Origin of the sequence: Vibrio sp. Vb1337 (assembly GCF_033338715.1) — a bacterium.
Classification (GTDB): Bacteria; Pseudomonadota; Gammaproteobacteria; order Enterobacterales; family Vibrionaceae; genus Vibrio; species Vibrio alginolyticus.
Map to the genome: position 1 here is coordinate 69,933 of NZ_JAWOTD010000006.1, position 26,663 is coordinate 96,595.

The 26,663-nt window shown below is 43.0% G+C and carries 24 protein-coding genes and 1 riboswitch; of the genes, 11 read left to right on the forward strand and 13 right to left on the reverse strand.

The window, feature by feature from the left end:
- Positions 1 to 20: 20 nt before the first annotated feature.
- From rsmS to dinG, 4 genes are read right to left on the reverse strand one after another with little or no spacing between them, the layout of a single operon-like run.
- Entirely contained in the window at positions 21 to 185 is a 165-nt protein-coding gene (gene rsmS, locus R7E42_RS08740) for a pleiotropic regulatory protein RsmS (RefSeq protein ID WP_005378432.1), read from the reverse strand.
- Positions 185 to 730: a primosomal replication protein gene (locus tag R7E42_RS08745; protein WP_171345296.1), complete on the reverse strand. Its 546-nt coding sequence runs from the start codon at positions 728 to 730 to the stop codon at positions 185 to 187. The genes rsmS and R7E42_RS08745 overlap by 1 nt, the downstream gene beginning before the upstream one ends.
- The gene (locus tag R7E42_RS08750) at positions 727 to 1,512 is read right to left on the reverse strand and encodes a sulfite exporter TauE/SafE family protein (protein ID WP_005387866.1); all 786 of its coding nucleotides are present in this window, start codon (positions 1,510 to 1,512) and stop codon (positions 727 to 729) included. Before R7E42_RS08750 ends, R7E42_RS08745 begins: the two co-directional genes overlap by 4 nt.
- 14 nt (positions 1,513 to 1,526) lie before the next feature.
- Positions 1,527 to 3,602 carry an ATP-dependent DNA helicase DinG gene (dinG, locus tag R7E42_RS08755; protein WP_318070492.1) on the reverse strand — a complete coding sequence of 692 codons (2,076 nt, stop codon included), beginning with the start codon at positions 3,600 to 3,602 and terminating at the stop codon, positions 1,527 to 1,529.
- 514 nt (positions 3,603 to 4,116) lie between these two features.
- Between dinG and R7E42_RS08760 the strand changes: the two genes are divergently transcribed.
- Together R7E42_RS08760 and R7E42_RS08765 are read left to right on the forward strand one after the other, a co-directional pair.
- Positions 4,117 to 5,196 (forward strand): porin, encoded by a 1,080-nt coding sequence (locus tag R7E42_RS08760; protein WP_005378424.1) that lies wholly within the window; start codon positions 4,117 to 4,119, stop codon positions 5,194 to 5,196.
- 76 nt (positions 5,197 to 5,272) lie between these two features.
- Entirely contained in the window at positions 5,273 to 5,950 is a 678-nt protein-coding gene (locus R7E42_RS08765; RefSeq protein ID WP_025766923.1) for a DUF2057 family protein, read from the forward strand.
- An 85-nt stretch (positions 5,951 to 6,035) separates the two neighbouring features.
- Here R7E42_RS08765 and R7E42_RS08770 read toward each other — a convergent pair whose 3' ends face one another.
- Positions 6,036 to 6,737, reverse strand: a complete 702-nt coding sequence (locus tag R7E42_RS08770) for a pseudouridine synthase (protein WP_005387874.1) — start codon at positions 6,735 to 6,737, stop codon at positions 6,036 to 6,038.
- A 311-nt stretch (positions 6,738 to 7,048) separates the two neighbouring features.
- Between R7E42_RS08770 and R7E42_RS08775 the strand changes: the two genes are divergently transcribed.
- Positions 7,049 to 9,274, forward strand: coding sequence for an NADP-dependent isocitrate dehydrogenase (locus R7E42_RS08775; protein ID WP_005387876.1), 2,226 nt, complete (start codon positions 7,049 to 7,051; stop codon positions 9,272 to 9,274).
- Between the two features lie 183 nt (positions 9,275 to 9,457).
- Here the strand turns inward: R7E42_RS08775 and cspD are convergent, their stop codons facing one another.
- Complete coding sequence (gene cspD, locus R7E42_RS08780; RefSeq protein ID WP_005378407.1) at positions 9,458 to 9,676, reverse strand: cold shock domain-containing protein CspD; 219 nt, start codon at positions 9,674 to 9,676, stop codon at positions 9,458 to 9,460.
- Between the two features lie 704 nt (positions 9,677 to 10,380).
- Between cspD and clpS the strand changes: the two genes are divergently transcribed.
- Entirely contained in the window at positions 10,381 to 10,701 is a 321-nt protein-coding gene (gene clpS, locus R7E42_RS08785; protein ID WP_005378419.1) for an ATP-dependent Clp protease adapter ClpS, read from the forward strand.
- A gap of 50 nt (positions 10,702 to 10,751) precedes the next feature.
- Positions 10,752 to 13,019, forward strand: a complete 2,268-nt coding sequence (gene clpA, locus R7E42_RS08790; protein ID WP_005387879.1) for an ATP-dependent Clp protease ATP-binding subunit ClpA — start codon at positions 10,752 to 10,754, stop codon at positions 13,017 to 13,019.
- 133 nt (positions 13,020 to 13,152) lie between these two features.
- Here the strand turns inward: clpA and infA are convergent, their stop codons facing one another.
- The 3 genes from infA to aat form a co-directional block, all read right to left on the reverse strand.
- Complete coding sequence (gene infA / locus R7E42_RS08795; RefSeq protein WP_001040192.1) at positions 13,153 to 13,371, reverse strand: translation initiation factor IF-1; 219 nt, start codon at positions 13,369 to 13,371, stop codon at positions 13,153 to 13,155.
- Positions 13,372 to 13,452: 81 nt separating this feature from the next.
- A complete protein-coding gene (locus R7E42_RS08800) occupies positions 13,453 to 14,154 on the reverse strand; it encodes an arginyltransferase (protein ID WP_005378346.1) in 702 nt (233 codons plus the stop codon).
- Positions 14,151 to 14,858, reverse strand: coding sequence for a leucyl/phenylalanyl-tRNA--protein transferase (gene aat, locus R7E42_RS08805; RefSeq protein ID WP_005387881.1), 708 nt, complete (start codon positions 14,856 to 14,858; stop codon positions 14,151 to 14,153). The genes R7E42_RS08800 and aat overlap by 4 nt, the downstream gene beginning before the upstream one ends.
- 39 nt (positions 14,859 to 14,897) lie before the next feature.
- On the opposite strand from aat, the gene R7E42_RS08810 reads away from it, so the two are divergent.
- Together R7E42_RS08810 and aroA are read left to right on the forward strand one after the other, a co-directional pair.
- Positions 14,898 to 15,374: a glycine zipper 2TM domain-containing protein gene (locus R7E42_RS08810; protein ID WP_005378348.1), complete on the forward strand. Its 477-nt coding sequence runs from the start codon at positions 14,898 to 14,900 to the stop codon at positions 15,372 to 15,374.
- A gap of 289 nt (positions 15,375 to 15,663) precedes the next feature.
- The gene (gene aroA / locus R7E42_RS08815; RefSeq protein WP_005387883.1) at positions 15,664 to 16,944 is read left to right on the forward strand and encodes a 3-phosphoshikimate 1-carboxyvinyltransferase; all 1,281 of its coding nucleotides are present in this window, start codon (positions 15,664 to 15,666) and stop codon (positions 16,942 to 16,944) included.
- Between the two features lie 63 nt (positions 16,945 to 17,007).
- Here aroA and R7E42_RS08820 read toward each other — a convergent pair whose 3' ends face one another.
- Positions 17,008 to 17,256, reverse strand: a complete 249-nt coding sequence (locus R7E42_RS08820; RefSeq protein ID WP_005387884.1) for a YciN family protein — start codon at positions 17,254 to 17,256, stop codon at positions 17,008 to 17,010.
- Between the two features lie 434 nt (positions 17,257 to 17,690).
- On the opposite strand from R7E42_RS08820, the gene topA reads away from it, so the two are divergent.
- The 4 genes from topA (at position 17,691) to R7E42_RS08840 (ending at position 24,507) form a co-directional block, all read left to right on the forward strand.
- Complete coding sequence (gene topA / locus R7E42_RS08825; protein ID WP_005378351.1) at positions 17,691 to 20,321, forward strand: type I DNA topoisomerase; 2,631 nt, start codon at positions 17,691 to 17,693, stop codon at positions 20,319 to 20,321.
- A gap of 608 nt (positions 20,322 to 20,929) precedes the next feature.
- A complete protein-coding gene (gene glgC, locus R7E42_RS08830) occupies positions 20,930 to 22,147 on the forward strand; it encodes a glucose-1-phosphate adenylyltransferase (RefSeq protein ID WP_017634726.1) in 1,218 nt (405 codons plus the stop codon).
- The gene (gene glgA, locus R7E42_RS08835) at positions 22,137 to 23,594 is read left to right on the forward strand and encodes a glycogen synthase GlgA (protein ID WP_017820031.1); all 1,458 of its coding nucleotides are present in this window, start codon (positions 22,137 to 22,139) and stop codon (positions 23,592 to 23,594) included. Before glgC ends, glgA begins: the two co-directional genes overlap by 11 nt.
- A gap of 109 nt (positions 23,595 to 23,703) precedes the next feature.
- Positions 23,704 to 24,507: an alpha/beta fold hydrolase gene (locus R7E42_RS08840; RefSeq protein WP_005387891.1), complete on the forward strand. Its 804-nt coding sequence runs from the start codon at positions 23,704 to 23,706 to the stop codon at positions 24,505 to 24,507.
- 31 nt (positions 24,508 to 24,538) lie between these two features.
- Here R7E42_RS08840 and R7E42_RS08845 read toward each other — a convergent pair whose 3' ends face one another.
- The 3 genes from R7E42_RS08845 to R7E42_RS08855 all read right to left on the reverse strand — a co-directional run bounded on the left by R7E42_RS08845 (position 24,539) and on the right by R7E42_RS08855 (position 26,271).
- A complete protein-coding gene (locus tag R7E42_RS08845) occupies positions 24,539 to 24,859 on the reverse strand; it encodes a DUF2007 domain-containing protein (protein WP_017820033.1) in 321 nt (106 codons plus the stop codon).
- Between the two features lie 20 nt (positions 24,860 to 24,879).
- Positions 24,880 to 25,566 (reverse strand): TVP38/TMEM64 family protein, encoded by a 687-nt coding sequence (locus R7E42_RS08850; RefSeq protein ID WP_005378366.1) that lies wholly within the window; start codon positions 25,564 to 25,566, stop codon positions 24,880 to 24,882.
- A gap of 114 nt (positions 25,567 to 25,680) precedes the next feature.
- Entirely contained in the window at positions 25,681 to 26,271 is a 591-nt protein-coding gene (locus R7E42_RS08855) for a TfoX/Sxy family DNA transformation protein (protein ID WP_318070494.1), read from the reverse strand.
- Positions 26,272 to 26,387: 116 nt separating this feature from the next.
- A riboswitch (cyclic di-GMP riboswitch) is annotated at positions 26,388 to 26,477 on the reverse strand.
- Positions 26,478 to 26,663: the final 186 nt, after the last annotated feature.

Below are 26,663 nucleotides of genomic sequence, written 5' to 3' on the forward strand. Positions count from 1 at the left end.
GAGGAGTGAAACGCTCTGAGCTACTTTGCTTTTAATTTGTTTTCTAAGTCGTTTTGCACGATCTTTAAAGCGTTAAGCGCAACTTCTGGATCTATCTCATTGCTCTCAAGCAAATAGATTAAATCGACAGCCAGTTTGATCTCTTCAGGTGCGTCATCTAAAGGCGAGGTTGGTTGGTCAGCCATTATTGATGTTTTTCCCTATGTGTAATTTGGTTCTCTAGCTTAAGAAGTGCTGCTTCACAACGCTCTAAACGTTGCTCGGTTGCTAGTAATACTTTTTGAGCGTCGGCACGCATAAAACTAGGAGCACTTTCGACAGCACGTTCTTTTTCTAACACCATCTCGCGCAAGCGTCTTGCCCACTCTTGGTGTTGAGCGAGCTCCTGATAAAGCACGTTGATAGGCTTGCGGAAATGGCTGCTATGTTTGATTTCATTCTTACGAATTTTAGTGGTAGAAATCTCGCGTTGAATCGCACCGATTTGCGCCACTAACCGTTCAGTGAGGTACTCAGCACGCAAAGCGGTGAGCTTACCTTCATTTTGCTCACGCACAATCGCATCCAGCGTGGCTTTTGCTTCTTTTACGCAAGGAGTAAGTAAGCGAGAGCGGCAACCAAATAAACGCTCATCAAAAAGCGGAACATGATGTTCGCCTCTTTGACGGTCAAGAACAGCGGCTTGCTTCGCCATTTGTTCTAGATTTTCCTGGAGTTGAGAAATGTTCATGACAAACCTACAAACCATGCGTCATAAGCCAATTTAATGGCTAGTATGCTGACGACAGTAACAAATACAGGACGAATGAATTTAGAACCAAATCTAATAGCGGAGTGCGCGCCAACAAAAGCACCAGCCATTAAACATACTCCCATTGTTAAGCCGAGCACCCAGTTGATATGTCCGAGGAATGCAAAAGTGATCAAAGAGGTAAAGTTACTGGTAAAGTTCATTGCTTTTGCTAAGCCAGAGGCGAGCAAGATATTCAGCCGGTACAGCGCCATTGAACTTACTGTCCAAAAAGCCCCAGTTCCAGGCCCTGCGAGTCCGTCGTAGAATCCTATGGATAAGCCTTGCATGTACTGTTTTTTATGAAGTTTTGGGCAAGGCTCGGGTATTGGACTTTGATGAGCAGAGTGGGGTGTTTTATGAAAAACGGTATACAACGCTGCCGCCAAAATAACAAGCGGCAATCCTTTTTCCAGCCAATCCGTACTAATCGCATCTACAAATAGCGTACCTAATGTGGCTCCGACGAGTGTTGCCACGAATGCACGCCTCCAGCATTGAGGTTTGAATAGACGTTTTTTGTAGTACGTAAATGCTGCAGTAGAAGAAGCAAAGGTAGCGGCAAGTTTATTGGTGCCTAGTGCAATATGAGGCGGCAAGCCTAGCGACAGTAGAGCAGGTACGGTAAGCATGCCACCACCACCGGCAACTGCATCAATAAATCCTGCGACAAAAGCGACAAGCGCCAACACCAACAGCATGGTTGGCTCAATCATTTCCATAAATGGTGATTCTTCTAATATTCTATTTTACGTTTAAATGGAGGTAGTGAGTCGATTAAGGCTTGTCCGTATCGCTTAGTGACTAGGCGTCGATCAAGAATCGTTACTCTACCAGAATCTCTCTCTTTACGCAGTAAGCGACCTACGCTCTGGATCAGCTTTTTGCTTGCGTCTGGTACAGTTATTTGCATAAACGGGTTTCCTCCTTTTTTCTCAATGTATTCGGAATGAGCCTGCTCAACAGGGGAGGTTGGAACGCCAAATGGAATTTTTGTAATCACCAAGTTTTCAAGTAATTCGCCAGGTAAGTCTAGCCCCTCAGAGAAACTGCCAGTACCAAATAAGACGCTGGTTTTATTTGATTCTATTAGCTTTTTATGTTTTTTTAGAATTTCTTGACGTGAGCTTTCACCTTGAACTTGCAACGCCCAGCCTTTTTTTATGAACTCCGAAGAGAGTGCCTTCGCGACTTGGTTCATCTGCCAATAGGATGAGAATAATACTAAGTTGGCTTTCTTGTCTTCCAAGTACTTAGGCAATATCTCGATAAGATATTCAGTAAATTGAGGCGCTGGTGGTTCATATTTCATCGCAGGGATGAGCAATTCTGCCTGGTTTTGGTAATCGAATGGTGACGCAAGCGCTAAAAACTGAGTGCCTGATTCTGGTTTTCCATCAATACCAACCTGATGGCAAAAGTAATGGAAAGAGTTTAATGCACGCATCGTTGCGGAAACCAAAATGGCGCCAATACATCTGCTCCAAATCTGTTGGTCGAGTTGCCATCCAATTTCAAGTGGCGAAACACTCACAATGAAATCACCCTCGCGATCGGGGTGGGTTTCTAACCAGCGAGCTAAAGGCGCACCTTTTTCACGAGTTGGTTCAGCCATTAAATGCCATACTTGCGCTAGGTTTTCTAACCTTTGAATGTAGAAACCGAGCTCTGCAAGCGCTGGTTCAGCCAACCTTGTCGCAAGCTCCCCGTCTTTTACTCTTTCCGCAATAAGGTCGGCAATTTTTGCCACACTCTGATTTGCTTTTTTACTGAACTGTTTTAGTTCTTTGGATTGGTTCTCTAGCCACTCAGGTAGTTCACCGTTTTCGAAGCGGTAGATACCCTCTTCAAATTGAGCTGGGTCGAACTGTTTGGGCAATTGAGTCAGTGCCGGTATCAAGTTCTGAACCGCGTCTTGAAGGTCGTTGCGAAATCGAGCTACGCGTTTCTCGTCTGCGAGTGATGAAAACTTACTAATCGACTGATTTAACTTCTCAAGCCATGCTGCCGCGCCTTTTAAACTCGCAGATGCTGAAGCATGGTCACGAGCGACGTGAGGTAAGTGATGTGCCTCGTCGAAGACGTATATTGTATTTTCTGGCTCAGGTAAAATCACGCCGCCACCTAAATCTGCGTCTGCCATGACGAGAGAGTGGTTAGCAATGATGACATCGTTTTTATCCAACTCTGAGCGCGCTTTTTGGAATGGGCAGCCGCGGTGGCCTGGTAAACTGTTATTGCAACTGTGTTTATCACTGACAATCAGTTGCCAAAGCTTATCGTCGATGGGTTTAGGCCAAGAATCACGGTCACCGTCCCATTTACCTTGCGCAAGAGAGCGATGCATTGTTTCCAACAGCTCTATATCTTTTTGCTTAGGCTTGGTTTCGAACATGGCTAACTGACCACCATCAGCACCGCTAGCAGTGGCGAGCTTTTCTGCACAACAATAGCGTTGACGGCCTTTTGCCAAAATAAAAGAAAACTCGCGGTCAGTAATCCGACGAAAAAGAGGGAGGTCTTTATTTATGAGCTGCTCTTGCAGAGCGACGGTCGCCGTTGAGATAACCACTTTCCTATTGTTATGTACAGCCACGGGAATGGTCGCCATTAGATAAGAGAGCGATTTACCAATTCCAGTCCCTGCTTCTGCAACGAGTATTCGGTTAGATTTGTGATACTGACCGCACAGCGTTTTTGCAATCTCTGCAACAAGGTAGTTTTGTGCTCTTCTAGGCACAAAGTTATCAAGTTGATCTTGAAGGTTTTGATAGCTATTACGAATCGATTTTTGAATGTTACTGGTCAGCATACGGGCCTCAAATGCGTTGGAGGCGAATAGTAGCACACATCACTAGTTGTACAGTAGTTCACAAAACGGAATGCTTTTATAAGGAATGTAGATCTCCTTCACAAAAAAATATTGAACCTTATCTTAATGAAATTAATTTCATTATATGAAAAATATAAAACTCCAACTTGGTCTGATTTGTAGGTTTTTATTCTTTTTTTGTTTTTTTAAAATTTACTTGTTGGATTAAAAAACCATTTGTTAATAATTTTGTAAATTACAAATAATAATGGAGATTGGTTAGATGTTCGTCAAATAAATAAAGGTAAACTCACCAAGTTGTTGTTTTGTAATGATATTTTGTTTTTTTTACATTGGTATTTAGAAAATTTGACAGCCAGAATAATCTTTTGCACTCTTAGCTCCAGATTTTGAGGAGGTGCTGTATAACGTTTTGTTAACGCTCTACCTCAAACATATAAAAAAGGGAACCGGACAAGGATATCCCGAACTAAGAAAAGGCAGTGGATTAATTATGAAAAAAACTCTATTAGCACTAGCTGTAGTTGCGTCTGCAACTTCAGTGAACGCAGCTGAAGTATTCAAATCTGAAGAAGGTTCTGTAGATTTCTACGGTCAGCTACGTCCAACTCTTCTATTCACAGAAAAAACTGATCACACAGCAGAGCTAAACACTAGCTCTTCTCGTACTGGTGTGAACGCGGTTTACGTTGTTGACGAAAGCCTAAAAGTTCTGGGTGAAGTCGAAATCGGTGTTGCTCTAGGTGACAACTACGACGCAGGTGCTGATTCAAGCGAGCGTACAGATGACTCTGTATACGTACGTCGCCACATCATCGGTTTTGATATGGGTGATATGGGTACTCTTCGCTTCGGTAAAGAAGGTACTTGGGCTGATGACGTATACTTCGCAGATTACTCTTACTTCTTCGGTGGTAACGCAGCGGAAACTGCATACGGTCACGCTTGGAACAACGATTCTCAAATCAAATACGCTTACGAAAATGACGCGTTCTGGCTAAAAGCTGGTTACGCGCTAGGCGAAAAAGATTCTAACGAAGAAGTACTAGAAGTATTCGTAGGTAAATCTTTCAACGACCTATCTCTACACGCTGGTGTACTTACTGCGAACAACGACATCAACGTAACTAAAGAGAAAAAACTAGTTCTTAATGGTGTAGAGCAAACAGTTTCTCACACAGAGCGTACTGATAACGAAAACCTATCTTTTGAAGTAACTGCTGAGTACGCACTAAACGAGCACACTCTAGGTGCTACGTACTACTACAACGAAAACGAAGATAAGCTAGGTAAATCAACAGTTGATTCACACTACATCGTTGTAGCTGGTATGTTCGCTGTTGCTCCTAAAACAACTCTATACTCTGGTTACGAGTACCTAGCTCAGTCTACTGACGAAGCAGGTAAAGTAGACGCAGACTCTTCTTGGTTCTACGCTGGTGTTGAATACAAGTTCTCTAAATGGGCACGTGTATTCGCAGAAGCGGGTTACACTTTCGAAGGTACTGACTTCGACAACAAAGACACAGACGACGCAACTAACTTCGGTGTTGGTGCTCGTTTCTACTGGTAATCAATACCCAGTTTGATATTGTAAGACCCAGCTATATGCTGGGTCTTTTACTATGAAGATAAGGATGAAAAATTCTATGCAGTTATCATTAAAAGTGGCAATGGCACTGTCTATTTTTGCCAGTACAAACCTCTACGCTGCAACGACTTTAGTGGTTCCAGAAGACGTGAAGTTATTGGCCGTCAACATGGAGAAGCCAGATCTAGAAGGTGGTCTTTTTTCTAGTGAGAAGACAATCGAACTACCTGACGGAACGAATCAAATTGTCTTCAAATATCAACCTACATTCGAAATTAACGAAAACCTTAAGACGGTTTACAGTGATGTAATCGTTGCTAAATTTGATGCTGAAAACGAAAAGCTAACGTTTGAACTGCCAGAGTTTAAAACTCTTCGCCAAGCGCAAAACAACATCTCGCCTCTAAATTGGCAATTACTGGATACCAAAGGCCAACCTATTGCTTTGGTCGAAGATGTATTAGAGTCAGATGGTGTTCAAATTGGTCGTAATTACCCTCAAGAATCTCGCAACTACAATATTGCTGGCGGTATCGCGAGTGTTGCCGTTAGTTATGTAACTGTGAATCAGCATCAACAATCAGTAAGTGATATCGAGCCTCTAGTTGAGACTAGTGATACCCGTTCAACAGCCGCATCAAACGACAGCCCAATGGTTGATGTATTAAAGACGATGTACCAGAAAGCGTCTCCGGCGGAAAAAGAGGCCTTTAAAAACTGGCTTGCTGAGCAGTAATCCCTTAGTTCATTAGATAGGGCTTAACTGAAAAAGTATGAATCTAAAAAGCAGGCTTTAAGCCTGCTTTTATCTTTTCTGCTTGTTAGAGAGAGATTTCTCTCCATTCACCAGGCATTAGGTCGTTAAGGACGATATCACCCATCGAATGACGAATGAGGCGCAAAGTAGGGAAGCCAATGTGCGCAGTCATGCGACGCACCTGACGATTTCTTCCTTCAATAATGGTAATGGCTAACCAAGTGGTAGGGATATTTGCGCGAAAACGGACCGGAGGCGTTCTGTCCCAGACTTGTGGTTCTGGAATAACTTCAACTTCGGCTGGTAGAGTCATACCATCTTTTAGCTCTACTCCCTTTCTCAATTTTTCAAGATCTTGCTCCTGAGGAGCGCCATCAACTTGAACCCAATAAGTCTTCGGCGATTTTGACTTTGGCTGCGTTAGCTTCGCCTGCAAGATGCCATCGTTAGTGAGTACCATCAAACCTTCGCTGTCTCGGTCCAATCGGCCAGCCGCATAGACATTTTTGATTGGGATATAGTCCGCTAACGTTTTGCGACCATCGCCATCGGTAAATTGACTGAGCGTATCGTAAGGCTTATTGAAAATAATGACTTTACGATCTTTAGGGGCCACTTTTGGCTTTTGGCTTTTTGTTGGGCGATTAGGGCGGCGGTCTTGCTGAGTACGAGTCTTCGAGCCATTGCGAGCTCCTGAGTGTTTAAAATGGCCCGTTTTAGACTGGTTACGACTGCGACCTTTTTCCTGACCTGTACGAGATGACATGTTAACTACCCTGCAAAAATGTAAATGAACTGTGTTTGAAAGTTTTAAGTTTTCTCATGATCGGATATGATTTGCGCGCCTAAAACTAACAAACGCGCACAGAATGATAGACTAATTCGTGTTATTTGTTTAATTATATCAGTGCACTCATGGATTCAGAGCTTAGAGCTTCAAACTACAACAAAGAGTGCGAACCGCATGTGGCGTTAGTGAGGAGACATGTACTGCTAACGTGCAGCAATGCGTCAATTAAACCAACTCAGACGCTGAGTTGATCAGCCAACAAGTTGATTAAAAAATAGGGAAATTTCATGCCTACAGAAAAACCTACAATTATCTACACCATCACTGATGAAGCGCCGGCGCTAGCAACTTATTCATTACTACCAATCATTCAATCATTCACAGCATCGTCTGGCATCAATGTAGATACTCGTGATATTTCACTAGCAGGTCGAATTATCGCTAACTTCCCAGAGCATCTAAAAGAAGAACAGCGCATTGGCGATGCGTTGACTGAGCTTGGTGAACTAGCTCAAACTCCAGAAGCAAATATCATCAAGCTACCTAACATTTCAGCTTCAGTTCCTCAGCTTAAAGCGGCGATTAAAGAGCTTCAGGCGAAAGGTTACGATTTACCAAACTACCCAGAAGAGCCGAGCACGTACGAAGAGAAAGCGATTAAAGCGGCTTACGACAAAATCAAAGGTAGTGCGGTTAACCCAGTACTTCGTGAAGGTAACTCAGACCGTCGTGCTCCGACTTCGGTTAAGAACTACGCGAAGAAAAACCCACACTCAATGGGTGCATGGTCAGCAGAATCTAAGTCTCATGTTGCGAGCATGTCAGATAATGACTTCTTTGGTAGCGAAAAGTCTACAACTATCTCTGGTGCAACAGATGTCAAAATCGAGTTTGTCGGTAATGATGGTACAGTTAAAGAGCTTAAGTCTGCGTTCCCATTACTAGATAAAGAAGTCATTGATACTTCAGTAATGAAGAAGAAGGCGTTGGTTGAATTTTTCGAGAAAGAGATTGCTGAAGCGAAAGCACAAGACGTGCTGCTGTCTCTTCATATGAAAGCGACGATGATGAAAGTTTCTGACCCTGTCATTTTCGGCCATGCCGTAAAAGTTTACTACAAAGACGTTTTCGATAAGTACGGTAAGCTGTTTGAAGAGCTAGGCGTTGATGTAAACAATGGCATCGGTGATGTTTACTCAAAAATTGAGTCTCTACCTGAAGCGCAAAAAGCAGAAATTGAAGCGGCCATTCAAGCGGTTTACCAAACTCAACCAGAACTTGCGATGGTTGACTCTGATCGTGGTATCACAAACTTACATGTACCAAGTGACATTATTGTAGATGCTTCTATGCCAGCAATGCTTCGCTCTTCGGGTCAAATGTGGGGACCAGATGGTAAACAAAAAGACACCAAAGCGATGATTCCAGATCGTAGCTACGCAGGTATTTACCAAGCGGTTATTGATTTCTGTAAAGAGCACGGCGCATTTGACCCGACCACTATGGGTAGCGTACCTAACGTTGGTCTAATGGCTCAGAAAGCTGAAGAGTATGGTTCTCACGACAAGACATTCATTCTAGACGCTGCGGGTACTGTTCGCGTTGTTGATGCTTCAGGTAACGTACTGTTAGAGCAAGCGGTTGAAGAAGGTGATATCTTCCGTATGTGTCAGGTTAAAGACGCACCAATCCAAGATTGGGTTAAACTAGCAGTGACTCGCGCACGTGCAACAGGTGTTCCAGCTGTATTCTGGCTAGATGAAAACCGCGCGCACGATGCTGAGCTCATCAAGAAAGTAAACGCCTACCTACCAGATCACGATACTGACGGTCTAGAGATTAAGATCCTATCTCCTGTTGAAGCTTGTAAGTACTCACTAGAGCGTATGAAAGCGGGCCTAGATACTATCTCTGTTACAGGTAATGTTCTTCGTGACTACCTAACAGACTTGTTCCCAATTCTAGAGTTAGGTACGTCTGCTAAGATGCTATCTATTGTTCCATTGATGAATGGTGGTGGTCTATTTGAAACAGGCGCTGGTGGTTCTGCTCCTAAGCACGTTCAACAAGTAGAAAAAGAGAATCACCTTCGTTGGGATTCTTTGGGCGAGTTCCTAGCGCTTGCAGCTTCGTTAGAGCATTTAAGTGTAGCGACAAACAATCCTAAGGCTCAGGTTCTAGCAGATACACTAGATAAAGCGACCGGTGAGTTTTTAGACACCAACAAATCTCCGTCACGCAAAGTGGGTGAGCTAGATAACCGTGGAAGCCACTTCTATCTTGCACTTTACTGGGCGAAAGCGCTTTCAGAGCAAACGGATGATGCGGATCTTGCTGCTGAATTTGCACCAATTGCAAAAGCGCTGTCAGAGCAGGAAGAAACGATCGTTGCTGAGCTAAATAATGCGCAAGGCGTGAAAGGTGAGCTAGGAGGTTACTACTTACTAGACGATGCATTGGTTTCTAAATTGATGCGTCCAAGCGAAACCTTTAACGCAATCATTAACAAGTAAGTTAGTGTAAAAACACGTCGTTTTCGGCGTGTTTCCTATCCTGTAAGTGCGCTGTAAGTGTTCCTTTTGTAACACGTGCTCTAAATAGTAAGAAACCCGCTATCTTGGCGGGTTTATTTTTCTCTTCAAAACATCAACGTGGCGTTTCGAGAGCAATATTTTTATATTTCGACAGCGCTCTAATTATTTGGCTTGGCCTTCAAGAGGCACGACGCTACTCGCGTGACAGCCTTTGGGACCTTTTTCAATCTCGTAAGAGACTTGTTGGCCTGCTTTCAGTGTACGATAACCGTCCATCTGGATAGTTGAGTAGTGGGCAAAGATATCTCCCTCTTCTTCATCTGAACAAATAAACCCAAATCCTTTGGCATTGTTAAACCACTTTACTGTACCTGTAGCCATGCTTTACATCCCTCATGCATTTTTTACTGATGTTGTTACTGCAACCAAGTTATACCTTTAACTTGGTACTACCATTGTCAGCGAATGCCAACAAACGTCAAATCAATGATAAGTCACATTCATCAAACCACTTAAAGAAGAGAGGTTTCAAAATGATGATTTATGCATCGACACTTTCCACTGTAGTCAATGAATTTCGACAGTCAATAGCAGTGAGCAACAAACAGAAACATAATTGAAAACAAATCACTTTTGAGATTAACAAATTTGCAAACAGTTTTTCGTATATACGCAGAAGTTTAGTCAATTTGCCTATGAAGTGGCTCATACTGAAAAAGCCATACTGTCCGTGTTGCTTATGGGAGAAGAATCCTCTGACTGAATAAAAAATGAAGTTTTCGTGATAATTACCGTATTCTCAATGAGGAAGTGTGATCCAGATAGAAGATGATGGGGTGGTTTGCAATAGTCCGAGAGCAATAAATAGAAAGTTCTTTTATAAGAAAAAATGTGTAACTTATCGACAAGCATCTTTTATTTGCGCCGTATCAAGACGTGCATTAGTCTCTATATTAGGTAGCAACTTTTATCGATCAAAGATCGAATTCGGTGCCATAACTCACTACACCGCGCTGCATGCTTGTGGTAGATTGTTTTTATAGGTCGAAAACATCAACCCTTTGATACGATATCTTTAGATTGCCATGAGTAAAAATTTTGAATGGGTCACTCCGGACTCTGATCTTCTGGAGCGAGAAAGTACGAAAGTCCAGCCACCTAAGCTGTACAATGTCGTACTCAATAATGATGACTATACACCTATGGATTTCGTCATAGAGGTGCTTGAGCGATTTTTCTCACATGATATTGATAAAGCAACTCAAATCATGCTTCAGGTCCACTATGAAGGAAAGGCAATCTGCGGCACATACAGCGCAGAAATTGCCGAAACAAAAGTAGCGCAAGTTACGATGTACGCAAGGGAAAATGAACATCCGCTACTTTGCACTATGGAGCAAGCGTAAACAAAGAAGACTTGCTCGAACAACCCCAGTTGTTTTTTCGGGAGGTACTTATGCTAAATAAAGAACTAGAGTCAAGCCTTAACGGTGCATTTGCTCGGGCGCGCGACAAACGCCACGAGTTTATGACTGTCGAACACCTCCTACTTGCATTGTTGGAAAATGATGCAGCTAAGGAAGCCCTTCTAGCTTGTAAGGCGGATCTTGACGCTTTACGCAACGAACTCGATATTTTCATCGATCAAACTACGCCTCTTATCCCAGATAGTGATGAGACGCGTGAAACGCAGCCGACTTTGAGTTTTCAACGTGTACTACAACGCGCCGTCTTTCATGTACAGTCGTCTGGTCGTAATGAAGTAACAGGCGCCAACGTGCTTGTTGCTATCTTCAGTGAACAAGAGTCGCATGCCGCTTACTTACTGAAGAAAAATGACATCTCCCGATTAGATATTGTTAACTTCATCTCCCACGGTATTACTAAAGCATCAGGTGCAGGTGAGGATTCATCATCAGACTCGTTTAGCTCAGAAAGTGTTGAAGAGCCTAATTCTGAAGAACGCCTAGAAAGCTTTGCGACGAATCTTAATCAAGTCGCTAAAGATGGAAACATCGACCCACTCATTGGACGTGATAAAGAGTTAGAGCGCACTATTCAGGTACTTTGTCGACGCCGCAAGAATAATCCACTACTAGTGGGTGAGGCAGGGGTTGGTAAAACAGCCATTGCGGAAGGTCTTGCATGGCGAATTGTCGAAGGGCAGGTCCCTGAGGTTATTCAAAACAGCGTGATTTATTCACTAGATATTGGTTCTTTGCTCGCTGGTACCAAATATCGCGGTGATTTTGAAAAGCGCTTCAAGGCGATTTTGAAACAACTTGAAAAAGAAGAAGATGCCATTTTGTTCATCGATGAAATACATACCATCATCGGTGCAGGCGCGGCATCTGGTGGTCAAGTCGATGCAGCAAATCTTATTAAGCCTCTTTTAAGTAGCGGTAAGTTGCGTTGTATTGGTTCGACGACATACCAAGAATACAGCAACATTTTCGAGAAAGAGCGTGCGTTGTCTCGCCGCTTCCAAAAGATAGACGTTGTAGAGCCCTCATTGGATGATACAACTAAAATCTTGATGGGCTTGAAGCCGAAGTACGAAGCTCACCATGAAGTACGTTATACCAATAAAGCACTGCGTGCCGCGGTAGAACTGTCGGCTAAATACATTAATGAACGCCATCTACCAGATAAGGCCATTGATGTCATTGATGAAGCTGGTGCTCGTAGTCGTCTTGCTCCTGCAAGCCGTCGTAAAAAAACGGTCGGAGTGGCTGATATCGAATCAATGGTTGCCAAAATGGCGCGAATTCCAGAGAAGTCGGTTTCTTCTTCAGATAAAGACATTTTGAAAAACTTAGATAGCAAAATGAAGATGTTGGTATTCGGTCAAGATAATGCGATTGATGCATTATCCGAGGCGATCAAGCTGACACGTGCAGGTTTAGGTGTAGACAACAAACCTGTTGGTTCATTCTTGTTTGCAGGCCCAACAGGGGTTGGTAAAACAGAGGTGACGGTGCAGTTGTCTAAGCTTCTAGGTATCGAGCTACTTCGTTTTGATATGTCTGAGTATGGTGAGCGTCACTCCGTAAGTCGCTTAATTGGTGCGCCTCCTGGTTATGTCGGTTATGACCAAGGTGGTTTGCTAACCGATGCTGTTATTAAGCACCCACACTCAGTCGTATTACTTGATGAGATTGAAAAAGCGCACCCTGATATCTTTAACCTGTTGTTGCAAGTCATGGATAACGGTACGCTAACGGACAACAATGGTCGCAAAGCAGACTTCCGTAATGTCATTCTTGTTATGACAACTAACGCAGGTGTGGCGGAAACCGAGAAGAAATCAATTGGTTTGATTCAACAAGACAACAGTCACGATGCAATGGCGGAAATTAAGAAGGTGTTTACTCCTGAGTTCCGTAACCGTCTTGATAACATCATCTGGTTTAACAGCCTTGATGAAAGCGTTATCCATCAAGTGGTTGATAAGTTCATTGTTGAACTGCAAGTGCAACTTGATGCGAGAGGCGTTTCAATGGAAGTATCGCAAGACGCTCGCCATTGGTTAGCACATAAAGGTTATGACAAAGCTATGGGGGCTCGCCCAATGGGGCGTGTTATCCAAGAACAGCTTAAGAAGCCTTTGGCTAACGAACTGTTGTTTGGATCTTTAGTTGACGGCGGTACAGTGAAAGTAACGCTGGTCAACGATACGCTTGAGTTTGAATACTTAAGTGAGAAAGAGACAGCGATGCATTAATCGTTAGTCGGTAACAAACGCAAAAGCGCACGAGAAGATCGTGCGCTTTTTTATCTGAACTAAATCGGAAAAAATTGTGCAATAAAAAACGGAGCAGCTTGCTCCGTTTTTTATTGCATCCGAAAATCAGAGATTAACGAGCGCGGAAGACGATGCGGCCTTTTGACAGGTCGTATGGAGTCATCTCTACAGTTACTTTGTCACCCGTTAGGATACGGATGTAGTTCTTACGCATCTTGCCAGAGATGTGAGCAGTCACAACGTGACCGTTTTCAAGTTCAACACGGAACATAGTGTTTGGTAGAGTGTCAAGGACTGTGCCTTGCATCTCGATTACGTCTTCTTTAGCCATTTAATCCTCTTTAGAAATTAGGCAATATTAGCGGGCTATATTCTGCCGCTAAATAGTAATTATGTAAAGTTGAGGCGTATTCTACCCTCGCCAACGCTGATTTACTAGCCTTTGGTGGCGTTGAAAGCGTGTTTTGTAGCTCATTGCTGGGCACTCATCAATCTGATATCCCAAATATAGCCACTGTTGTTTGTTTTCTTGGCAGTATTTAATTTGATAAAGCACCGCTAATGTCCCAAGAGATAACTCGTAGTCAGGGTCAAAGAAAGTATAAAAAGCACTCGAGCATTGTGGCATCAAATCTGTCACTGCAATGGCGAGCAATTGATCTGATTCATCGTAAATGTGTAAAAACGACGTTGTCAGCCAGCTGGTTTGAGCAAATCGAGCAAACTCATCACGCTTTGGTGGGTACATAGTGCCGTTTTTATGCCGTTTGCAGATGTACCGACTGTAAAGCTCAAACCATTCCTCATCCATTTCAGGTTTCATTTCCCAGCGTAAAGACTGTGCTTTATTAAGCAGCCTCTTCTGACTTTTTGATAGTCTAACGTCTGGAATCGAGACTCGAATTGGCTGGCAAGCGGTGCAATGCTCGCAATGCGGTTTATATATGGTATCTCCGCTACGACGAAAACCGTTAGCCATGAGCAACTGGTAATTTTCTTCAGTATGCAGCCTTTCATCAAGCGCCACCGCAACCCGCTCTTGCCGTTCAGGCAAATAACTACAAGGGTGATTATTCGTCAACCCTATTCGAATATGTTGTATATCCGTACTCATACTGAATCCTGCAAAACTTGGGGCTGATAGGCATCAAATAGTGTTTGCTTTTCTCTTAAAGATAGTAGTTTTTGCATAAATTCGTCACGCTCAAGTTCAAATGCGCCAAGTGATGCCAAGTGAGAATTCATAACTTGGCAATCGATTAATTGACCTTGCTTTGACGCCAAATGGTTGCATAAGTACCACAATGCAATTTTGGATGCGTTATCTTTTAGACTAAACATCGACTCTCCGCAAAAAAGTTGGCCCACGCAAATGCCATATAGTCCGCCAATCAGGTTGTTGTCATGCCATACTTCTACAGAGTGACAGTGACCAAGTTTGGCTAACTCAATGTAGGAAGCTTGCATTTCCTCGTTGAGCCATGTTTCCTCTGCAGGGCGTGTTGAAGAACATAGTCTAATCACTTCTTCTGTCGCGAAATTGAGTGTTACTTTATAGTTATGTTTACGCTGAAATTTTTTGAGACTTTTAGATGGCTTAAACTGTAATGGGTCAAACACGGCGCGCGGAGAAGGGCTCCACCATAAAATAGGTTCACCAGGACCATACCAAGGGAAAATGCCTTGATAGTAACCATTGAGGATTCTCATGGGGTTTAAGTCACCACCAAAAGCCAGCAAACCATTGGGGTCGCTGAGTGCTTTATAGGGTGAGGGAAAGTTGAACGTTTCATCGAGTTCAGTTAAATAAATAGCCATAAGAAGTCGTTACCAACATTGGAGTCAGAGGAGTTTATGATGACCTGGTTAAGAAATATCGTAAAAGTATGGCTTGGGATCATACTGTTTTTACCACTTGTCGCCAACGCAGCCTATGAAAGAAATGTTGCCAAGCCAGTTAATGAAGTAGTTTACGGGAAGATTGACTCTGTCCGTTATATTACTCAACAAGAGGTTGTTCAATCGAAAAGTAACGGTTGGAAGACACTACTTGGTGCCACTATCGGTGGTTTAGTCGGTAATCAATTTGGTGGCGGTACGGGAAGAGAAGTCGCGACGGCAGTGGGTGCGCTTGCAGGTGCCGCAGTTGCTCAAAACCAAAGTAATTACCAATACACGGTTGAATATAAGTTAGTTGAGCTACTCATCAAAGTGAAGGGTGATAAGCTAATTAATGTCATCCAAGATGTTGATAAAAATATGTTATTTAGTCGAGGGGATGAAGTTCGTATTTTATATTTTGATGATGGAGTCAGGGTTGATATCACTTATTAACCCTCGGTTGTTTTAGTCTAACGAAGCCTAATCAGGCATGTACAGTCGGGCTGGCTTATCGTCAAATAAAGTTGAAATAGTTTGCTGTTTCGCCGTGCTTCTTTCGCTCTGATTTACATCGCTGGCAATGCCTTTAATTCTGTATCTTTAGGCTACTTGAGGATATTCATAAATTAGCGCCGATTTACTCTGGTTTTGTCGTGTTTTTTTGGGTAGTCTGAATTCACGAAGAATTGTTTAGCCCTCATAAAAATCGTATGTTGAGGGCACAAAGGATTATCAACTTTTAATGGAAAGCCTAACGTTACAACCTATCAATAAAATTCAAGGGGAAGTGAACCTTCCTGGCTCTAAAAGCGTTTCTAATCGAGCTCTTTTACTTGCTGCTCTTGCTAAAGGCAGAACTCGCCTTACTAATCTCCTCGACAGTGATGATATTCGTCATATGCTGAATGCGCTGACTAAACTAGGCGTTCAATACCAACTTTCCGAAGATAAAACAGAATGTCTCGTTGAAGGCCTTGGGCGTCCGTTTTCTGTCTCAGAGCCGGTAGAGTTATTTCTCGGCAATGCTGGCACTGCGATGCGACCATTAGCTGCGGCTCTTTGTCTTGGAGAAGGGGAGTATGTACTGACGGGCGAACCTCGTATGAAAGAGCGTCCAATTGGTCACCTTGTCACGGCACTGAAAGATGCTGGTGCGAACGTTGAGTACATGGAAAACGAGAACTTTCCACCTCTCAAAATAATTGGTACTGGCCTAAAAGCAGGTACAGTTTCTATCGATGGGTCCATTTCAAGTCAGTTCTTGACCGCTTTCTTAATGTCTGCGCCATTGGCTGAAGGTGAAATTCGCATCAACATCGAAGGCGATTTGGTTTCTAAGCCTTATATCGATATCACCCTGCATATTATGAAGCAGTTTGGGGTCGATGTGATCAACAACGACTATCAAGAGTTTGTGATTCCAGCCGGTCAGCAATACATCGCTCCAGGTGATTTCTTGGTTGAAGGTGACGCGTCTTCTGCTTCTTACTTCTTGGCGGCGGCAGCCATCAAAGGAGGAGAAGTTAAAGTAACGGGTATCGGTAAAAACAGCATTCAAGGTGATATTCAATTTGCTGATGCGCTTGAAAAAATGGGTGCAGAAATTGAATGGGGTGATGACTACGTAATTTCACGTGTTGGTCAATTAAAAGGCATTGATATGGATTACAACCATATCCCTGATGCTGCAATGACCATCGCGACAACAGCGTTATTTGCCGAAGGCACTACCGCTATTCGTAACGTTTATAACTGGCGTGTAAAAGAAACAGACCGTTTGTCAGCTATGGCGACTGAGTTACGTAAAGTTGGTGCGGAAGTGGAAGAAGGGGAAGACTACATCATCGTCAAACCTGTTTCTCAGTTAAAGCATGCAGCGATTGATACTTACGATGATCATCGTATGGCGATGTGTTTTTCGCTGGTGGCACTTAGTGATACGCCTGTGACGATTAACGATCCAAAGTGTACGTCGAAAACGTTCCCTGACTACTTCGACAAACTTAAGGCTTTAAGTTGCTAAATATTCTGACCTAAAACAGGAAAGCCAGAGTGAATAACACTCTGGCTTTTTTGTTTCCCAATACTATTTAACCAGCGTAAATTCCTTAGAAAGGTGATGCGCTAAGTATTTGAACATATTGAATACTGCAGTCGTATTTGAAGTTGGTAAACCTTTGTCATCAAGGAAGTATTCACCTTTAAAAACTAAAACACCTTCTTTTTCTTCTACGCTTGTTGCTCGCATCCCCTCGATGTAATCATCGTGCTCTTGGATGATTTGGTTAGCGATCAAAAGAAGGTCGAACTCTTCGATAAACGTTCTATCAGACATATTCTTTCTACCATCCTATTCAGTTAAGAACGCTGAGTATACCTACAACTAAAATGGGTTTGCATGATTAATTCAGTCAATCGTTCAGTAAGACTAAACAGATCAATTTTTAGAGTATAAGCATGATGCGGAGGAAGATGGCAGAGCATTGAACCAAACTATTTTGTGATGGGTAACAAAATTTATTGCATTGGATTAGCGGATGCTAAGTTTGCCTGTTTAGATATGCCGCTCAATACCTTTCAGAACCCTGTCTCTTTGAAGTATAAAGACGATGAATTGTCAACCAATCGGATCTGAATTTCAAAAAAGCAGTTGATCTTCTTTTCATCTCGCACAATAGTAAAAAAAGAAGCAATGAAATAGAACATTATGCGGGTGGCCTTTAAACAAGGTTTCTACCCGCATTATTATGAAGGACGTTAGAGTCAGTTATGGGTAAATCACTCGTTATAGTGGAGTCACCAGCCAAGGCAAAGACGATAAATAAGTACCTTGGTAAAGACTTTATTGTTAAGTCTAGTGTTGGTCATGTGCGTGATCTGCCTACGGCCGGTCAAAGCACTGGTGAGAAAAAAGCCGCAGCCATCTCAACTAAAGGGATGAGTCCGGAAGAGAAAGCGCGCGTTAAAAAAGAGAAAGACCGCAAAGCGTTGATCAAAAAGATGGGGATTAACCCATATCATGACTGGGAAGCGAATTACCAAATCCTTCCAGGCAAAGAAAAAGTTGTCAACGAACTACAAAAACTCGCCAAAGACGCAGATTGCGTTTATCTCGCAACCGATTTGGACCGCGAAGGGGAAGCAATCGCATGGCACCTTCGTGAGATCATCGGTGGCGATGAAGAGCGATACAAACGTGTAGTTTTTAACGAAATTACGAAAAACGCGATCCAACAAGCTTTCCAGACACCTGGCGAGCTGAACATGGATGGTGTAAATGCCCAACAAGCACGTCGCTTCATGGACCGTGTCGTTGGTTTTATGGTTTCACCTTTACTTTGGAAAAAAGTGGCTCGTGGTTTATCTGCTGGTCGCGTGCAGTCTGTTGCGGTGAAACTGTTAGTTGAGCGCGAGCGTGAGATTAACGCGTTTGTACCAGAAGAATTCTGGGACATTCATGCGAATACGAAAACGAAAGACAAAGCGGACTTTAAACTGCTTGTTGCTCAGAAAGACGGTTCTGCGTTTAAGCCAGTTAATGAGGCAGAAACCAAAGCAGCGATGTCTGTACTTGAGAATGCAAGTTACGAAGTATGTAAGCGTGAAGACCGCCCTACAAAGAGCAAGCCTTCAGCACCTTACATCACCTCTACGCTTCAACAGGCAGCGAGTACACGCCTGGGCTACGGCGTGAAAAAGACCATGATGCTAGCTCAGCGCCTCTATGAGGCCGGTTACATCACTTATATGCGTACTGACTCGACTAACCTAAGTGCCGAGGCTGTGGACGCTGTACGTGACTTTATTGGTTCTGAGTTTGGTGATAAGTACCTGCCAGCGAAACCATTGACGTACGGTAGCAAAGAAGGGGCACAGGAAGCGCACGAAGCGATCCGTCCTTCAAATGTGGGTGTTAAGGCGGAAGACCTGCAAGGTGTCGATGCTGATGCGCACAAACTTTACGCTTTGATTTGGAATCAGTTTGTAGCGTGTCAAATGACGCCAGCAGAATACGATTCAACAACCATCAGCGTAAAAGCGGCAGAATACACGCTTAAAGCGAAAGGCCGTATCCTTAAATTTGACGGCTGGACTCGTGTACAGCGTCCAATGGGCAAAAACGAGGATACAATCCTTCCAGCGGTACAACTTGGCGATAAGCTAAGCTTAGAGTCACTTGACCCTAAACAGCACTTTACAAAGCCACCTGCGCGCTACACTGAAGCAGCACTGGTTAAAGAGCTGGAGAAACGAGGCATTGGTCGTCCGTCGACTTACGCATCGATCATTTCTACGATTCAAGATCGTGGCTACGTGAAAGTTGATCAGCGCCGTTTCTACGCTGAAAAAATGGGTGAAATTGTTACTGACCGCCTTGATGACAGCTTTAACGATTTGATGAACTACGACTTTACTGCGCGTATGGAACAGAAATTGGACCAAATCGCTGAAGGTGAAGTGAACTGGAAAGCTGTGTTAGACAACTTCTTTGCTGATTTTACTGGCGATCTTGAAAAAGCGGAGCTGGATGAGTCAGAAGGCGGTATGAAGTTAAACCACATCGTCATGACGGATATCGAGTGTCCGACGTGTAGCCGTCCAATGGGCATCCGTACTGCTTCAACAGGTGTGTTCTTAGGCTGTTCAGGTTACGCGTTACCACCAAAAGAGCGTTGTAAGACAACCATCAACTTGGGTGACGAAGAAGGTATTATTAACGTTCTAGAAGAAGACGTTGAAACCGCAGCTCTTCGTGCTAAAAAGCGTTGTCCGATCTGTGAAACAGCGATGGACGCATACCTGATTGATGACAAGCGTAAGATGCATGTTTGTGGTAATAACCCGAACTGTGAAGGCTACCTTGTTGAATACGGCGAGTTCAAAGTAAAAGGCTACGATGGTCCAGTTGTTGAATGTGACAAATGTGGCTCTGATATGGTGCTTAAGAACGGTCGCTTTGGTAAATACATGGATTGTACGAGCGAAACGTGTAAGAACACTCGTAAGATCTTGAAGAATGGCGAAGTCGCGCCCCCGAAAGAAGATCCTGTTCATTTCCCCGAGTTGCCATGTGAAAACTCAGATGCGTATTTCGTACTTCGTGATGGTGCTTCGGGTCTATTTATGGCGGCAAGCAATTTCCCGAAATCGCGCGAGACACGTGCTCCTTTGGTTGCTGAACTGGCACGTTTTGAAGAGCGTTTACCTGAGAAGTTCAAATACCTAGCAACTGCGCCGCAAGAAGATCCTGATGGTCGTCCTGCTGTTGTACGCTTTAGTCGCAAAACAAAAGAGAACTACGTTCGTTCGGAAGAGAATGGCAAACCAAGTGGTTGGACAGCGCTCTTTGTTGACGGTAAGTGGGAAGTCACTGATAAGCGTAAAAAAGCGAAAGCATAAAAACGTACGATCTAAGTAATGTAAAAAGGCAGCGATATCGCTGCCTTTTTTGCGTTTTGTTTTTGCGTAAAGGCCACTGTGTTGTTCGTATAGATCTTTGCTGCTTTGACTGAGTTTTGCTGACGCGAGAAGATCCCAGCATCAATATTTCGTAGTCGCTGATGTATTTTTTATGTAAAAAATATTCGTTGTAACTTTCATTTTGCATTCACATATTTGTTATACATTGGGCTAAAAAATCGGCGGTGTAGTGAATCCGTTCGTAAATTGTTTTCACAATGTAATCGTTTGCTTTTCCATGTGTGATCTAGATATCGTCTTGAGTACGCAAGAGCTGTATGGTACACAGAATGGCGTATTAAAAATTGTAATTTAGAACCCGCTTAGATAATTTATTACAAAAATTAGTGCAACTGTGTGCATTGTTTGCGTCAAAAAATAAGGAAAGAGTGGACGTTGCATACTGGAAGTGCCGTAGCTTTTTTATCCGTGTTGTAAGAGTTCACAGAAACTCAGAGACGGTTGCTAAATGTATTCGCTTGACTCCCCGAGTATGACTCATTCAAGCGAGTACCAAATCCAAGCTATAACGATATGGAGAACAACAAATGGCTGGTGTTTTGGGAATGATTCTTGCTGGCGGTGAAGGCTCTCGTTTGAGACCTTTAACGGAATCTCGCAGTAAACCTTCGGTACCGTTTGGTGGTAGTTATCGATTGATCGATTTTGCTCTAAACAATTTTGTTAATGCGGATCTGATGCGCATTTACGTCCTAACCCAATTTAAATCTCAATCTTTATTCCATCACTTAAAAAAGGGGTGGAACATCAACGGCATTACAGACCGCTTTATCGATCCTATTCCCGCTCAAATGCGTACTGGTAAACGTTGGTACGAAGGGACGGCGGACGCGATCTATCAAAACCTGCGTTTTATGGAATTAGAGGAACCAGAGCAAGTTTGTATTTTTGGCTCTGACCATATCTATAAGATGGATATCAAACAAATGCTGAACTTTCACTCAGAAAAGCAGGCTTCTCTGACGGTATCTGCATTGCGCATGCCACTAAAAGAGGCGTCGCAATTTGGGGTTATCGAAGTGGATAGTGAAGGTCGTATGATTGGCTTTGAAGAAAAACCAGCAAATCCGAAGTCGATTCCTGGTGACCCTGATTACGCTTTAGTTTCAATGGGTAACTATGTTTTTGAAGCTCAGGTACTGTTCTCAGAGTTGGTCGAAGATGCGGATAATGAAGCTTCATCACATGATTTTGGAAAGGACATCATTCCAAAGATGTTCCCTAGAGGTGATGTGTTCGTGTATGACTTCAGTACCAACAAAATCAGTGGCGAAAAAGAAGAGGTGTACTGGCGTGATGTCGGAACTATTGATGCGTACTGGCAAGCGCATATGGATCTGCTAGAAAAAGATGCTCCATTTTCGCTGTACAACCGTAAATGGCCATTGCACACCTACTACCCACCATTGCCACCTGCGACATTTACCGACTCTGATAATGGTCGTGTGCAGATAATCGATAGTTTAGTGTGTAATGGCAGCTATGTTAGAGGCTCAAGAATCGAAAAGTCGGTGCTTGGTTTTCGCAGTAATATTGCTTCTGCTTGCGATATCAGCGAATGTATACTTCTTGGTGACGTAAAAATTGGCGAAGGCTGTGTTTTACGTCGTGTGATTGTCGACAAGGATGCCGATATTGCTCCTGGTACTCAGATTGGTGTGAATCTTCAAGAAGATAAAAAACACTTCCACGTGTCTGAGGAGGGCATTGTTGTTATTCCGAAAGGAGCTCGAGTTGGCTACTAACAACTTATCTATTCTGTTTGTAGCTTCTGAGGTTGAAGGCCTCATTAAAAGTGGTGGCTTGGCAGATGTTGCCAAGGCACTACCGGAAGCCCTTCAAAACCTACAGCAAGACGTAAGAATTACCATCCCTGCGTACAGCAGTATTGATAAACTCGCAGACGCAGAAGTTGTATTAGAAACAGAATTAACATCATGGCCGCATACGGAGTATCGAGTTTTGCGGCTCATGTTAGGTCAAAATCCTGTTTACCTGATTGATTGTCCGCCGTATTTCAATCGACCATCAATGTATGCGGAGAACAACCAAGCGTATACTGATAACGGCGAGCGCTTTGCGTTTTTTAGTGCAGCATGTCTCGATATGTTACCCAAGCTCGCCTTTCAACCTAATATCATACACGCGAACGATTGGCACACAGGTCTTGTTCCATTTTTGCTCAAGCACAGGTATGGCAATGATCCGTTTTTTGCTCATACTAAAAGCGTCATTTCAATTCACAATGCGGTCTTTAAAGGCGTATTTAGTTATGAAGACGTGCAGTGTTTGCCAGAGTTTCATTGTAGAAACGTTCCCGATGCTGCGGTGAGTGCAACGCATATTACGATGCTTAAAGCTGGTGTAATGAATGCAGATAAGATAAACGCGGTTAGCCCTACGTACGCAGAGGAACTAAAAACAGAGCTTGGCAGTCACGGCATGGCTTGGGAGTTTCAGCAACGTGCGCAGGACTTAGTCGGCATCTTGAATGGTTGTGATTACAGCGCTTGGAATCCGGAAACTGATACCTACTTGCCGGTTAATTACTGCGCCGACCAGCAAAGTATGTCGCAAGGGAAGAAAGCTTGTAAAAAAGCATTACAACAACGACTAAATTTGCCCGAAAAAAATGTAGCTATGTTCGGTATGGTTTGTCGGTTGACCCAGCAGAAAGGCGTTCATTACTTGTTGCCTGCTTTGGCCGATTTTTTGAAGCACGATGTTCAGCTAGTTGTCGTTGGGACCGGAGACCCTGTTCTTGCCGCTCAGTTACGAGAGGTTGCCGCGCAGTTTTCTAGCAAATTTGCCTTTGTAGAAGCGTATGACAATGAACTTGCGCATATCGTTGAAGCTGGTTCTGATTTCTTCTTGATGCCTTCTGAGTTTGAACCATGTGGCTTAAACCAAATCTATAGTATGGCTTATGGGACATTACCGATAGTACGCGGTGTTGGTGGCTTAAAGGACAGCGTTAGCGATTATGATGTAAACCCATCTGAAGCAACGGGGTTTGTTTTTTTCGAACCGACACCGCAGGCATTGTTGTTAACGATGCTAAGGGCACTGTTGCTCTACGCTCAAAACGAGCCTGAAGTGAATAAAGTACAGTTGCACGCGATGCAACAAGACTTTTGTTGGCAAAAGGCCGCAGAATCTTATTTGCAGCTTTACCACTCAGCGTTAGTTTGACTTAAAATTGTAACGAAAGGCACCGAATGAGGTGCCTTTATTATCTTGAGTAAGGGGAGTGTGGTAGGATGGCTTTTTACTCAATAGCACGATCTTTTTGATACTCAATATGACCCAGCCGCTACTTTTTCATAAAACCTATTTGCACCCTACTAGTCATGAGTGGGTTGTATTTGTGCACGGTGCTGGTGGTAGCTCTTCTATCTGGTTCAAGCAAATTAAAGCTTACAAGCAACACTTTAACTTATTGCTGATCGATTTAAGAGGTCATGGAAAGTCAAATCAGTTACTTAAAGAGCTCATTGCTAGCCGTTATACCTTTACGGAAGTTACCCAAGATATTTTGAAAGTATTGGACCATTTAAAGATCCAATCCGCTCATTTTGTCGGTATGTCGCTTGGTACTATTATTGTTCGAAACCTTGCTGAATTGTCATCAGAGCGCGTACGTTCGATGGTGCTCGGCGGTGCTGTCACAAGGCTTAACACTCGTTCTCAGATATTGGTGAAATTAGGTAATTTTTGTAAGCATATCCTACCGTACATGTGGCTCTACAAACTGTTCGCTTATATTGTTATGCCTCAAAGAAGCCAACGAGAATCTCGCCACCTTTTTATTCGCGAAGCCAAGAAGCTTTGCCAAAAAGAATTTAAACGTTGGTTTATTCTTGCTGCTGATGTAAATCCGTTAATGAAATATTTTAAAGATCGAGAGTTACCCATTCCGACTCTCTACTTAATGGGCGACAGGGATTACATGTTTATTAAACCTGTCAAAGAAATGGTTGCAGCACATAAGCTCAGCATTCTACGAGAAATCCCGAATTGTGGTCATGTATGCAATGTAGAGCGTCCAGAAGACTTCAATCAACACTCCATCGAGTTTATTAAACAGCAAGCTGTATGTGCTTAAAACTGAGTGCATCCACTGAATAGGAGAGCCGCTATAACTCTCCTAGTTGATATCCACATTGCCAACATGCACCAAATTGCCCTTCGTTTATTTCATGACATTTTGGGCATTGCCAATCTTGATACTCATGCCTATCGGATTGTTTTCGATATGCTTTTACTATTTCTTCAGCTTTCATCTTTTGTGCAGTGTCAAAAAGCCACACATAAGGATCGGTATCATCACCAAACGGCAGTTCTCCTTTTAAGCCGAAAATACCTTCTCCACGAACTTCACAGTAAATTTGTTCCACTTTAAGCAGCTCACATACAATGTGTGCTTCTGCTGGGTTTTTAGCGATAAATATTTTCATCAAAATACCCACTTCACCAATTACGAATTTTGCTGACTTGGTGTCGGCCTTACTTTATTCATAACCCATTTAGTGATGATTGGAAATAGTCCCAATAGCGCAAAAGACGCTAATACTGCGGGTGAAACAATGCCCGATAGGCTTTCAATTGTTGCTAATTGAGTACCTGCATTCAGATATACAGCTGTGCCTGGCAGCATACCTATTTGGCTAGTGAGATAAAATCTACCTACAGACATCGGCGTTAAGCCCATCAGTAAGTTGATTAGAAAGAAGGGGAATACAGGGATTAGACGCAAGGAAAATAGATAAAAAGCTCCGTCTTTTTCGACACCTTGATTAATTGCGTTGAGTTTATTTCCGAATTTGTTTTGTACCCAGTCACGCAATAAGTATCGGCTGCTCAAGAAGGCCAGTGTTGCCCCCATAGTGCTAGCGAAAGAAACCAGTAGCAAGCTTGTCCAAAAACCAAATAAGGCTGCACCAAGTAAGGTGACTACTGCCGCTCCTGGGATAGAAAAAGCGGTAATTGCAATGTAGGTAAAAAAGTAAATCGCAGCCGAGAATACAAAATTCTGATCGATGTATGTAGTTAGTGCTTCTTGTTGGGCTTTTGCATTCTCTAAGGTTAAATACTGGCCAAAGTTAATACCTAAAAAGACGATAGCCGCTAGTAGGATGAGACCTAAAATCAGTTTCTTATTCATAATTTTGATTCCAATTTGGGATATATGTAATAAGACAGTAGGAAAACCGAAAAAATTTCACAAAAAAACCGCAGATTAGACTGCGGTTTTACAAGATAGTTTTTAGGCCGACTTTTATTGGAGGCCGTTCATCAACTCATCTCGGCGAGCTTGAGGTACCACACTCCAATGAGTGCCGTTGATAGCACCTTCTAGTGCCCATAGCAACTCAATGTTGACGGTTGCAGAGTGCGTATCTCTTATCGCTTTATAGGCGTTAAGCGCACCTTCCTCTTCAAGCTTCTCTACGGATTCGATGCCGGCTTTTTTTAGCATGCGCTCGGTAGCCAGTCGTAAGTTAGGCAAATCTTTCAAACGGTTAGGCTTTGTACTTGCTTGCTGTTCTTTCTCAAGCTTTGCCTTTTTCAATGATTGATTCGCTACTTCGATTAAGCGTTCGCTTGATTCCCATAAATCGCTGGAAATAGCGTAGTACTTTGTAACGACTGGGAAGCCACGTTTTTTATAAACGTAAGGCTTTAGCCCTTGTTGCTCGAAGTCAGATGAAGTTTTTTGGTCTGCTCTGATATGAAGCTGATTGTTTACCACTAGTGCAAACATTGTTTCATCAGCGAATAGTCCGAAGCCACCAAACATTGAGCGCGACTTGATATTACCAAGTGCCTCAAATAGCTTCATAGAGTCTTTGAGTATCGGTTTATCCATGTTTTGTTATCTCGGTGTAATTAATATTACGCCACCAAAAGTCAGGTCCGAGAGAGTAGCAAACATGCGTAAAAACAATGTCATTACAGAGTAAAGTCATTGCTTACACACTTGCCATCGGTAACCCCGCTACCTTCCATATCGTAATATGGTTCAGGCCGGAGGCTTTGCGTCCCACTCTTTCGAATGGTTTGCCCTGTGCGTGACACAATGAGCATACTTCTTATATTGAATTAACATCACGGTTTAGCGTTAAAAGTGTGATTTTAGTTCAATAAAAATGATAGATTGAATGCTCTATTTTGCATATGGAAAGGTGCAAATTGGCCTTTGAAAAGGAGTTCTTAATATATATTACATTTATATAAAACAGGGAGTTAACGTTAGTCAAT